Genomic DNA, 11864 nt, shown 5'->3' with positions numbered 1-11864 from the left:
TGAAAGGAATAGGTCTGTGGAGCGCTCAATATATTCTAACTATGGGTTTAGCTTGGAATGATATAGTTGCTCACGGTGACTTGGGATTGCGTAAAGCCATCAGTCATTATTATAAAAAAGGTCAGCCGGTTTCTGATGATGAAAGTCAAGATTTTTTTAAACGATTTATACCCTGGAGGCATATGGTTGGTTATTATTTATTAATGGATCACATTGAAAATGGAAAAAAATATGTTACATCAATTTAAGATAAAATAATAATTAGGGAGGGAACGAATGTTATCAAATAAAAATACCACCTGGATTGATTTAACCCTACCAGTCTACAATGGATCACCGGTTTTTCCTGGGCAACCATCACCTACTTTTTTTTCCTGGACCACCCTTGATCTTCACCCCAATGCTACAACGGCTTTTTTTATGGTTGAACATACTGGTACTCATCTTGATGTTCCATCTCATTTTGTTAAAAATGGGCTGTCGGTCGAAAAAATACCGGTTGATCGATTTTGTGGAAGGTGCCTGATAATTGATATAAGTCATTTTAAACCGGGGGAGAGTCTGTCAAAAGAAGAACTGCAGAGAACAATCAACGAGCAGGGAATTACGGTTTTCCCAAATGATATTGTTTTATTTTATACTAAGGACAGCATTCGATATGGTCATGAAGATTATTTTAAGCATTATGCAGGTTTATCTGGGGAAGCTGCTCAGTACTTAGTTGAGCAGAAAATAAAAGGGGTTGGAATCGATGCACCGAGCATTGATCATGCACCTTTTGATGGTCATCGCGTGTTTTTACCCGCCGGAGTTATTATATATGAATTTTTAACCAATCTTGAGCATCTTTTGAAAAAAGAAGCCTTTTTTTATGCCTTCCCGCTAAAATTCAATAATTGTACTGGTTCTCCGATTCGTGCCGTAGCTCAAGTAAAAGATCGTTAAAACCTAAAATTATTTCACTAAATAATATTGATATTTCTTTTCACTCATTTCCATTTCTGATAAAATGAGTGAAATAGGCTCATAAAAAAATGATTTACACCAAGAAACAGCTGAAGTTTTCCCAAAAGGAAAATTTTCCAATCTTTCCAAAAAGTCACCGAAATACTATTAAACTTTTTTAACTTCCTACCGATATATTAGATTAGAAAAGAAAATGAGAGGCGCCAAAATGAAAATTTCGGAAGCGCAAATACAAAATGTTATACGGATATACGAAGAAAAAAAAATGAAGAAAAATCCTGAAACGTTGGCGAATAAAAATGGCTTATATAATAATCCTTCCCTGGTTCTGGTTTCAGTTGATTTGAAAAAATACCATGCTAAGTATCGTGAAATACCAAGTATTCGTGAAAACCTTGTTCAGGATTTAAAAAATAAAATTCAGTGTGGAACTTACAATATTCACGGTCTCGATATTGTAGAAAAATTAATGGGTCGGGAAGCTGCTGATTTATTAAGTGATATTTCAAGCGGTGATTGAACTTTTTCAAGTAGAGAGATTGATTTTTTGGTTGTGGATTAATTTTTGATTTCTGCAATTTGCTTTTTTTATACTACTAAATTCAATGCTTCGGTTCAAAACAAATTTTTTTTCTATTTTTGTTCCCCCTATTGAATTCGATACCTATTTAATTTTTTAAATTTGTCTTTGAGAAAAAAATTTGAAGAAAAAATTGAGTAAGACAAGGAATATATCTAGATTATTGAACGTTTGCTACTCAATAAAGATATACAACAATGACTTAAAATAGGGGGTTTAATGTCCAATGAAAACCAAGAGACTTTTCTTTTTGACAATATTCATTTTTGTGATTGTATTATTCTACTCAATATTTGCCGTTGGGAAACAGGCGCCCCAATTTCAACTCCCTGATCTTGATGGTAAAATGTATTCATTAAATGATTTTTCAGGAAGGCCAATTATAATAAGCTTTTTTACCACCAAATGTGGGTTTTGTGCCGAAGAGCTTCCTTTATTAAATGAAATTTATCATACTTATAAGGATAAAGCCGGTCTCCAAGTTATAGCAATCAATCTCGGTGAAAGCCAAGAAGCCGTTCAAAAGATGTTGGATAAAATTCCTTATGATTATTTGACTTTACTTGATCAAGAAACCCAATTAGCCGGAACTTATCAGATATTTGGAGTTCCAACCGCATACTTTATCGATCCCTTGGGAAATGCTGTTGATATTATTATTGGAGCTACCAATCGCGAAAATATCATGAATAAGTTAGGTCGGATAATGTGGTATCGTGGATTGCAGCCGATAGAAGTTGAGAATCTTATAAAAATTTCTCCCCAAATTCATTTGCTTGATTTCCGTTTAGAATATGAAAATCCTTATTCTGATAAACTCAATGTTAGTTATCAAGCAATAACTGATATAAGCCAAGCGTTAGATACTCTTGATAAGAATTTGACCTATTTGGTTTTTTCCGGTAATAATAAAAATAGTCGTGAGATTTGCCAACAGATGGCACTCAATGGGTATCAAAAAGTCTATTATCAATTAAATGTTGAGAATGAGTAATGATTGGAAAACTCTTTTATGGTTTTACCTTTCTTTGAGCTGGTTGGTAGTTTTGATACTAATTTTCTGGATTAAAGCACCGGAAGGATCAAAAACTTTTCAAACAGCGCTAGTTTCTCCTTCCCCTATTAATCAAGGTTCTCTGGTTATTCAGTTGGAAAAGGCTGAAATTAGTAGAGTATCCGATTCAGGAAAGGAATGGGAAATCCATACTGACGATCTCAGCAAAGATGGAGAGAATATTTATTTAAATGGTGTTCAAGGTTTTTTATATCAAGGGAATCAACCACAGTATCAGGTTCAAGCGAAAAAGGGACAAGTGGATATTGAAAATTCTGATGCACGACTTGAGGATATCAACCTCATTAAGATTGATGGAGGTGGTTCCATCGTTGGTGAGTCCTTGACGTGGCTTAGTAACGAACAATTTATGAGAATAGAAAATGTTTTGGTTGAGAGAAAAAATGTACTGATTGAGTCAAAGAATCTTTGGTACGACTTATCTCGAGGAATACTGGCTTTTCCCGAAGAGGTGATTATTACTTTGAAGAGCGAGGGGAATTTATGAGAAAAAAAAGCATTTGGCCTACTTTAATTTTGGTTTTTTTTCTATTTTTTTGGGGAAGGGAAGGGATAGCAGCAGTTCAAAGCTCATCCGATGTAACCTTAAAAACTTCATCTGCTGAATTTGATGAAAAAACCGGTATTATTTACGCCAAGGGACAATCTACGATACAATGGCAGGGCGTTACCATGATCTGCCCATATCTTGAAGTCGATACCGTCAAACAAGAAGCAAAAAGTGAAGGCGAAATCCAGGTTGTATGGGAAGATAAAACCATTTTTTCCCAGGCTTTGTTTTTTTATGGTAAGGATAAAAAGGTAGTTATGACTGATATCCAAGGCAAAGGAAAGGATTTTAGTTTTCAGACCAAAAAGATGGACTTTTTTCTATCTCCTGGGAAGATCCTTCTAACCGGTAATCCTATTTTAATGATAAATAGTTTTCAAATAAGACCTCAACAGGTTGATTATAGCTTAAATGAAAAAAAATGGTTGGCTTCTTCGGTAGTGATTGTGAAGGAAGGGTGGTCTGGTCAGTCAAAAAGTGCCTATTATCAAGAAGGATCAGATTTTATTGTATTAGAGGGGAATGCAACCGTTGAAAAGGACGGGAATCAATTACGCGGAGAGAAAATTCTTATTGATACTGAAACTGGAAAAGTGAAAGTGGAAGGAAATGTTGAAATAAATATTATGGCGATTGAAGGAGAAGAAACCAATTGATTCAGGAAAGAGGCTGGCAATCATTAAGGGGTGAAGGGTTAGCCAAAGAATATTCCAAAAAAAGAGTCGTTCAGGAAGTGAGTATTCAGGTTTCTCGGGGAGAAATTGTTGGTTTACTGGGACCAAATGGAGCAGGGAAAACCACCACTTTTTATATTATTGTTGGTTTAATTCGTCCCAGCGGAGGTAAAGTTTTTCTCGATTCCCAAGAACTAAATCATTTACCGATGTATTTGCGGGCTCGGCTAGGAATTGGATATTTGGCCCAGGAGCCGTCGGTATTTCGTAAGCTTAAAGTTTGGGAAAATATTGATTTGGTCCTTGAAATGCAAGGCTTAAAAAGAAAGGAAATAGTAAAAAGACGAGAGGAATTATTAGAGGAATTTGGAATAAGCCATCTATCGAAGACATCAGCCAACCTTCTTTCTGGAGGCGAAAGAAGACGACTGGAAATTGCACGCTCTTTAGCAACGACCCCTTCTTTTGTCTTATTGGATGAACCTTTTACAGGGATAGATCCGATTGCAGTTGAGGAGATTCAAGGTATTATCAAATATCTAGCCCAGAAAAATATTGGCGTCCTGATTACTGATCATGCGGTTCGAGAGACTTTGGCTATAACCGACCGAGCTTATATAATGTTTGACGGAAAAATTTTAATTTCCGGAACATCGGAAGAGATAATATCTTCTGAAGTAAGCCGAAAATATTACTTGGGCGAAAGATTTAATATGTAGAGAGCATGAAGGTATTTGATTGGTATCTCCTCAAACAAGCGCTTCGCAATTTTTTTCTTGGGGTAGCACTCTTTTTAACCATCCTCACTGCAGGAGATCTGTTATTCCGGCTTACCCGGTTGTGGCTTCAGTCCAAAGTGCCATTTATAACCATCGCCCAGGTTTTTTTATACAGCCTTCCTTCTTTTTTAGTATACGTATTTCCTATGTCGGTTCTTTTATCAGTTCTTCTTACCATGAATCGAATGGCTGCCGATAGTGAAGTTATTGCTTTCAAGGCATCAGGTATCAGTGTGAAACGCTTGGTTATTCCTTTCCTTTTATTAGGAATTTGGTCTTGTATATTCACCATCTATATCCAGGAAAGAATACTACCGACTTCTTCTCAAAAATTACAGAGTTTGATTGGTGGAACTTCGGTAACCAGTTGGTTATTTCAAGAAAATACTTTTTTCCGCGATCGGGTTGATGAATCCCAAGAAAGAATTTTTTATGTAAAAAAAATTGATCGGGATCAACCTCTTTTGTCAGGAGTTATTGTTCAGGAATATGATCACAATGGGTTAAAGCGGATTTTAAATGCTGATCAAGCATTTTTAGATAATGGGAAATGGGTATTTATTAAGGGAGTCATGTATGAGGTTGGTTCACGGGGTGAAGTGGAGAGGGTAGTGCGTTTTGAAAAAGAGGAAATGTATACCCAGCAAAGCATGGAAGATGTGTTAAAAAGTCAGAAAAATCCCCAAGAAATGAGTTATAAAGAACTACAAGAATATATTGCCCAGGAACATGAAAACCCAGAACAAAAATACCGACTTCAGCTTATGCTTTGGCAAAAAACCGCTATTCCTTTTGCAGCCATCTTTTTTGTCTTAGTAGGAGTTCCGCTTGGAATAGCATCACCTCGTTCAGGTAAAGTAATGGGGATAGGGATGAGTATTTTAATGGTATTCGGCTATTATGTATTTTTTTCGGTTAGTGGGACAGTTGCTGAGGGCGGTGGTATGTCTCCATTTTTAGGAGCGTGGTTGAGTAATATTATCACTGGTATTCTTGGTGTCGGTCTGATACAGTTTAAAGAGAAATATTAAACAAAGGAGAATCACATTTGGACTTTTCCGGTTTCCTACTTATTATTTCTATCATTGTTATCAGTGGAGTTGTAGCTTATTTAGGAGATGTTTTGGGGAGACGCATAGGTAAACAACGCTTATCAGTATTAAAACTTCGTCCTCGTTATACCGCGATTTTAATGAGTATTATCACTGGGGTTATCATAGCAACCATTACTCTGGCAATATTAACCATTGCATCAGAGGATGTAAGAACTGCATTGTTTGGCATGAGAGAGTTAAGAGAAAAGCTTGATTCTTTAAATTTTGAGGTGAAACAAAGAAACACAGAATTAGATGTCATGAGAAAGGAAGCAGAAAATTTTCAAAAGAGAATTGCTGAGTTGGAACAAAAGGAAAAAGATTTAATTCTGTCACGGACTCAACTAGAAAGTCAGGTTGAAATTTTAAATGGAAACATCCATGACCTGGTTGAACAAAGAGACAATCTCAATGAGGAAATTCAGTCTCTACAATTAGAACTGAGACGGACTCAAGAGACCATTGTTGCTATTCGTCAAGGTGAGATTGTATTTCAAGAAGACGAAGAGATGCTCAGGGGCCTTGCTCCGGCTGGATTGACTCGAGAAGACGCTGAAAATTATTTGATTACCTTGTTACAAAGGGCTGATGAATTAGCATTAAGAAGGGGAGCTGGACAAGATATTTCCAGCCAGAGAGCAGTTTTTGTGATGGGTGATAATTTTGATCAAGCTTTAGAAAAATTAGTCATGTCAAAAAATCAGACCGTTATTCGGCTGGTGTCAGCACTTAATACTCTGAAGGAAGAACCGGTTATTACTCGGTTTATATTAGATGATAATAAAAAAATCTTTAGTGCAGATCAGTTGATTTATCAAAAGGAAGTCAATGTGGATCCAGATCATAGCAATGTTGAACAAATCCTTTCTGAAATCTTAAGTGAATTAAATACCCTTGGTGTAAAACAAGGGATTATACCGCAAAGAGGGAGAATCGGTTCGGTTTCCGCTCTGAATCTAACCGATGTAAGTCGCCAGCTCTCTCAATTAAGCGCTCGAGTTTTAATTAATGCCATAGCTGAAAACGATATCTATACCATTGGACCATTGCGGGTTCGCTTAGAAATTGTGAAGGATTAAATTCCATAGCGGAAAAGTAGCAAAGGATAAAATCGTTGTAGTGAAAATAATACTGGAACATAGTTCTGTGTCAAGTGAATAAAGCGAAGCCAAAGCAAAAGAACTCATGAGTGTGGGAGTAGCGGATTGCAGAACCATGACTTGTCGGGTTACCGGTTCAAAATGAATGAATCGAGTCAAAATAAGAAATAATATTGGCAGAAGGACTAACTTAATACCGGTGGCATAAAGTATTGGAACTAAACGGCGAGACACTTGTTTTATTGAGAGTGACAAGCCAATGGCAATCATAATAACCGGAACGGTGGTATCGGCTAAGCGGTTTATGGTATCCATAAAAACCGCTGGTATTGGAACCCCATTCAGGAACAAAGCGACAACAAAAGCTAAAAAGGGCGGTAATTTTAAAATTTCTTTGAAGCTGTAAAGAGAAAATTTCTGGTCCTTGCTATATACACAAATGGCCACTCCTACGGTATAGACTACTAAAAAGTTACCCATTTGATCAAAAAAAATAGCCGGAGGAAGTGCATTTTCTCCCAGCAAAGCCATTATAAAGGGATAGCCAAGAAAAGCTGTGTTGCCAAAAGCAGCCCCCATAGCAAAGCTTGCACTACTTGCCGGGGAGAATCTCAATCCGTACTTTCCCCAACCATAAGCAAGCAGAAAAATAATGGTAATGATGGAAAAAGCCAGCGGTGGGATTTTCCAATACGAAGCTTCAATAATTGCTGGTTGTAAGAACCGAAAAACCAAGCAGGGAAAAGAAATATACAGTACAAATTTATTCAATAGAGAGGCAGTGACCGGCGGGAATATTTTAAAAATTTGCAGAATGATTCCCAAACCTATCAGGATCAGCATTACCAATAGAACCTGGTACATATTCTATGCTTTCCTGACGAGATTCGTTAAAATTCCAATTCCCTCAATTTCTATATCTACACGGTCTCCTGGTTTTAAGGGTCCAACACCTGAAGGAGTGCCGGTAGCAATGATGTCTCCAGGAAGTAAGGTCATAATATGAGATATAAATGAAACTAATTCATATATTGGGAAAACTAAGTGCTTGGTGTTTGATTGTTGTCGAATTGTCCCGTTCACCCGGGTGATGATTTGCAAACTATCAGGGTTTAACTCGGGGGTTATCCATGGACCGATCGGGGCGAAAGTATCAAAAGATTTGGCTCGGGTCCATTGTCCATCGATTCTCTGTAAATCACGTGCGGTGACATCGTTAAAACAGGTATAACCAAGAATGTAATTTGGGGCTGCTTGGACGGTTATCTGGTAGGCAGTTTGTTTTATTACAACGGCAAGCTCGCCTTCAAAATCCACTTGGTTTGATTGAGGGGGGAGTAGAATGGTTCCTCCCGGTTCAAGAACTGCGGTTGATGGCTTGATAAACAGAATAGGATGATCGGGAACTTCATGACCGAATTCTTGAATGTGATCATGATAATTTAAACCGACGGCCACAATTTTGGTTGGGAGAGTAGGTGACCCTAATTTTACTTGAGTGAGTTGATGAGAAAGTCCATTTTTTCCTAATGAATTAAAATAAGAATTGGAAAATTCTTCAATCATTGTTCCATTTTCGATAATACCCCAGCTCCACTGATTGGTATCGGGTTTCTGAAACCGCAAATATTTCAAGAAAGGTCACTCCTTTTAATCAATTTTATTGAATTATTTGGTAAGAGCTCGGATAATGGCTTCTCCAACTTCATTGGTTTTAGCTGCTTGGTCCTGGTTTGAAATAGGCTTCATATCATAGGTAACAAAGCGATTTTCTTGGATGACCTTGGCTACAGCTTTTTCCAATTTCTGGGCTTTTTCTTTTTCACCAATATACTGAAGCATCATCATTCCCGAAAGAATCATGGCCATAGGATTTACTTTGTTTTGGTTTTTATATTTGGGAGCACTTCCATGAGTTGGTTCGAATACGGCATAATCAGTACCGATATTTGCCCCGGGAGCAACTCCTAATCCCCCAACCAAACCGGCGCCTAAGTCGGATAGAATATCACCATAAAGATTGGGGAGGACCAATACATCATAAAGCTCTGGTTTTTGAACCAATTGCATACACATATTATCAACAATACGATCTTCAAATTCTATATCGGGATAGTTCGATGCCACTTGGCGGGCAACTTGAAGGAAAAGGCCATCAGAATATTTCATAATGTTTGCTTTGTGGACAGCGGTAACCTTGTGTCGATTATTCTGACGGGCATATTCAAATGCGAAAGTAACAATCCGCTTTGAACCAAATATCGATATTGGTTTAATGCTTAAACCGGTATCGGTGCGTATTGAATGACCACTTAATTCTTTTATGTTTTGGATTAAACGAGTCGTTGCTTCTTGGTTTACTTCAAACTCAATACCAGCATAGAGGTCTTCGGTATTTTCCCGGATGATCACTAAGTCGATATTTTCATAGCGTGAACGAACCCCTGGATAGGTTTTACAAGGACGTAAACAAGCAAAAAGATCCAGTTCCTTTCGAAGAGCGACATTAACACTACGAAAGCCGGTTCCCACCGGGGTTGTAATTGGCCCCTTGAGGGCTACTTTGTTTCTTTTTATTGACTCAAGTACCTGATTAGGAAGCGGGGTACCATATTTTTCAAGAACATCTGATCCAGCTTCCTGGACGTCCCATTCAATTTTAAGACCAGTTGCTTCCAGAACACGAACTACCGTTTCGGTGATCTCCGGACCAGTGCCATCTCCCGGTATGAGAGTTATGGTGTGCTTCATGATCTATCGCTCTCCTTCTTAATAATTATTTCGATAAAAAAATTTTGCTCATTTTAAAAATATTTCGAAAGGCAGCTATTAAAGAATAACACTTGTGCAATATTAATAAATATAAAGCTTTTTTTCAACCGGTAATATTTGATATAATTCGCTAATGAGTATGTTTTGTTTCCTCAAGAGGATTAGATTTAGCCTGCTCAGTTTAAAAAACCAGTTTTCTTTGTATGCTAAATATTGTGATTTTTCTTTTGCTTTAATTCAATTCAGAGAGTAGAATAATTATTTCTAAAGTGCCTGTTCGTTTATTTGGAGGATTAATTGATGAATGGCGTTGAAATGAAAGGAATTACCAAGACCTTTGGTAGCGTAATAGCCAATCAAAAAATTAATTTTGATTTAAAATATGGAGAAATACATGCTCTATTAGGAGAAAATGGCGCTGGTAAATCAACATTAATGAATATCCTATATGGTCTTTACCACCCCGACTCCGGTAACATTTATATTAATGGTCAAAAATGTGATTTTCGTTCCCCCTTTGATGCAATCCGTGCCGGTATTGGGATGGTTCATCAGCACTTTATGCTTATTCCTGAACAAACCGTCTGGGAGAACATGATTTTAGGTTTAAATAATATTCCACAAGTTCTTCCCAAATCAGAAATAAAAAGGCAAATACTGGAATTATCGGGAAAATATTGTCTTCAAATAGATCCGATGTCGTTTGTTTGGCAATTGTCGATTGGGGAGCAACAAAGGGTAGCTATTTTACAGATGCTCTATCGGAAGGCAAAACTACTTATTCTTGATGAGCCAACAGCAGTATTAACCCCTCAAGAAAGCCAGAATTTATTTAAAATGCTCACTTATATGGCATCGGAAGGATATGGAATAATTTTTATTTCGCACAAATTAGATGAAGTGATGAGTTTATCCCATCGGGTAACCATTCTTCGAAAAGGAGAAAAAGTGGGATCGGTTCTAACCGGTGAAACCTCCAAGGAAAAATTGGCGGAGATGATGATGGGTCAGAAATTTGTTTTCTCGATTCAAAAGCAGCCAAAGTCAGCTGGACCTTTAGTTTTCGATGTTGAAAATCTTCGAGTTCGCGGAGATCGTGGATTTCACGTCATTCAAGACCTTTCCTTACAGATCCATCAAGGAGAAGTGTTGGGGTTGGCTGGTGTAGCAGGAAATGGTCAACAGGAATTATGTGAAGCATTATCAGGATTACGAAGGATTGAGTCAGGAAAAATAAAAATAAATCAGCAAGAGCTCACCAATCGACCGCCCCGACATTTTATAAAAAAAGGACTTCGCTATATTCCAGCTGACCGACGTGGTGTTGGTCTAATTCCGAATATGATGGTTGATGAAAATGCAATATTAAAGAAATATTGGAAAAACCCTATAGCCAAGAGATCATTGATAAATTGGCGTGAAGTTGCTCGCTATGCCCATCATTTAATTCGTAAATACTACATCGCTGTTCCTCATGTTCGCTATCCGGTAAAAAATCTTTCCGGGGGTAATCTGCAAAAATTGATGTTGGGGCGAGAACTCAGTGATTCACCTCAAGTTATCATCGCTATGCACCCTACCTGGGGCTTAGATGTTGCAGCGACCAAATTTGTTCGGGAACAAATTCTAAAAGAAAGAGACCGAGGAGCTTCAGTTCTTTTAATTTCAGAAGATATAGAAGAATTAATCGCTTTAAGTGACCGATTAGCTGTTATATGTAAGGGAGAAATCATGGGGGTAATTGACAAACCACAGGAAGTAACCCCTGAGGTTTTAGGATTAATGATGGCAGGAACACCACTAAAAAATATCCAGAAGGTTTCTGCATGAGTATTTATTTTCGAATTAATAAACGAACTTCTTCTTCCTGGTTATTAAGTATTTTTCTACCTTTCATATCAGTGTTGTTGGCCTTGATTGGTGGGTCAATTTTCTTATCATTTCTCAAGGTATCCCCAGTTCAAGCTTATCGTGGAATGTTTCAGACTGCATTCGGTGATTGGTATGGAATAAGTGAAACCATTGTAAAAGCCATTCCCTTAATTTTATCAGGTATTGCAGTCACTCTGGCTTTTAAGGCTACCGTTTGGAATATCGGTGCTGCCGGCCAAATTTTTTTAGGGGCTTTAGCAACGACTGCAGCAGTTCGATATTTTTATGTAGATAATCGCGGGATAATGTTGGTTATTATGTTTCTATTTGCTGGCATTGCTGGTGGGGGTTGGGCTGCTATAGCAGGATATTTAAAAGCCCGTTGGAATGTAAACGAAACCA

Annotated in this window: 13 protein-coding genes and 1 pseudogene; 11 read left to right on the top strand and 3 right to left on the bottom strand. The window is 37.5% G+C overall.

Annotated elements, in window-relative coordinates; all coding sequences use genetic code 11:
- The 9 genes and pseudogenes from PLK24_RS03805 to PLK24_RS03765 all read left to right on the top strand — a co-directional run.
- A pseudogene (locus PLK24_RS03805) lies at window positions 1-248 on the top strand (hypothetical protein); the annotation flags it as partial.
- A gap of 28 nt (window positions 249-276) precedes the next feature.
- Window positions 277-945 carry a cyclase family protein gene (locus tag PLK24_RS03800; protein WP_324476442.1) on the top strand — a complete coding sequence of 223 codons (669 nt, stop codon included), beginning with the start codon at window positions 277-279 and terminating at the stop codon, window positions 943-945.
- 229 nt (window positions 946-1174) lie between these two features.
- Window positions 1175-1486 carry a flagellar biosynthesis anti-sigma factor FlgM gene (locus PLK24_RS03795; RefSeq protein WP_324476441.1) on the top strand — a complete coding sequence of 104 codons (312 nt, stop codon included), beginning with the start codon at window positions 1175-1177 and terminating at the stop codon, window positions 1484-1486.
- A gap of 286 nt (window positions 1487-1772) precedes the next feature.
- Complete coding sequence (locus PLK24_RS03790) at window positions 1773-2540, top strand: redoxin domain-containing protein (RefSeq protein ID WP_324476439.1); 768 nt, start codon at window positions 1773-1775, stop codon at window positions 2538-2540.
- The gene (locus PLK24_RS03785) at window positions 2533-3108 is read left to right on the top strand and encodes an LPS export ABC transporter periplasmic protein LptC (protein ID WP_324476437.1); all 576 of its coding nucleotides are present in this window, start codon (window positions 2533-2535) and stop codon (window positions 3106-3108) included. Before PLK24_RS03790 ends, PLK24_RS03785 begins: the two co-directional genes overlap by 8 nt.
- A complete protein-coding gene (locus PLK24_RS03780) occupies window positions 3105-3827 on the top strand; it encodes an LptA/OstA family protein (RefSeq protein ID WP_324476436.1) in 723 nt (240 codons plus the stop codon). Before PLK24_RS03785 ends, PLK24_RS03780 begins: the two co-directional genes overlap by 4 nt.
- Window positions 3824-4564, top strand: coding sequence for an LPS export ABC transporter ATP-binding protein (lptB, locus tag PLK24_RS03775; protein ID WP_324476435.1), 741 nt, complete (start codon window positions 3824-3826; stop codon window positions 4562-4564). Before PLK24_RS03780 ends, lptB begins: the two co-directional genes overlap by 4 nt.
- A gap of 5 nt (window positions 4565-4569) precedes the next feature.
- Window positions 4570-5655, top strand: coding sequence for an LptF/LptG family permease (locus PLK24_RS03770; RefSeq protein ID WP_324476434.1), 1086 nt, complete (start codon window positions 4570-4572; stop codon window positions 5653-5655).
- 17 nt (window positions 5656-5672) lie between these two features.
- Entirely contained in the window at window positions 5673-6797 is a 1125-nt protein-coding gene (locus PLK24_RS03765; RefSeq protein ID WP_324476433.1) for a DUF3084 domain-containing protein, read from the top strand.
- Here PLK24_RS03765 and PLK24_RS03760 read toward each other — a convergent pair.
- Genes PLK24_RS03760 through PLK24_RS03750 form a run of 3 tightly spaced genes read right to left on the bottom strand, consistent with a single transcriptional unit; the run spans window position 6777 to window position 9569 of the window.
- The gene (locus PLK24_RS03760; protein WP_324476432.1) at window positions 6777-7682 is read right to left on the bottom strand and encodes an AEC family transporter; all 906 of its coding nucleotides are present in this window, start codon (window positions 7680-7682) and stop codon (window positions 6777-6779) included. The two genes, PLK24_RS03765 and PLK24_RS03760, sit on opposite strands and share 21 nt — an antisense overlap.
- A 3-nt stretch (window positions 7683-7685) precedes the next feature.
- On the bottom strand, window positions 7686-8444 hold the full coding sequence (locus PLK24_RS03755; protein ID WP_433872993.1) for a fumarylacetoacetate hydrolase family protein: 759 nt from the start codon (window positions 8442-8444) through the stop codon (window positions 7686-7688).
- A 42-nt stretch (window positions 8445-8486) separates the two neighbouring features.
- Window positions 8487-9569, bottom strand: a complete 1083-nt coding sequence (locus PLK24_RS03750) for an isocitrate/isopropylmalate dehydrogenase family protein (protein ID WP_324476430.1) — start codon at window positions 9567-9569, stop codon at window positions 8487-8489.
- Between the two features lie 321 nt (window positions 9570-9890).
- On the opposite strand from PLK24_RS03750, the gene PLK24_RS03745 reads away from it, so the two are divergent.
- Entirely contained in the window at window positions 9891-11420 is a 1530-nt protein-coding gene (locus tag PLK24_RS03745; RefSeq protein WP_324476429.1) for an ABC transporter ATP-binding protein, read from the top strand.
- Window positions 11417-11864 (top strand): ABC transporter permease subunit (locus PLK24_RS03740; RefSeq protein ID WP_502876037.1); only part of this gene is annotated, 448 nt, incomplete at its 3' end. The genes PLK24_RS03745 and PLK24_RS03740, both read left to right, overlap by 4 nt.

This window comes from Atribacter sp., from assembly GCF_035418125.1.
Lineage (GTDB): Bacteria > Atribacterota > Atribacteria > Atribacterales > Atribacteraceae > Atribacter > Atribacter allofermentans.
This window is presented reverse-complemented; position numbering and strand designations above follow the sequence as displayed.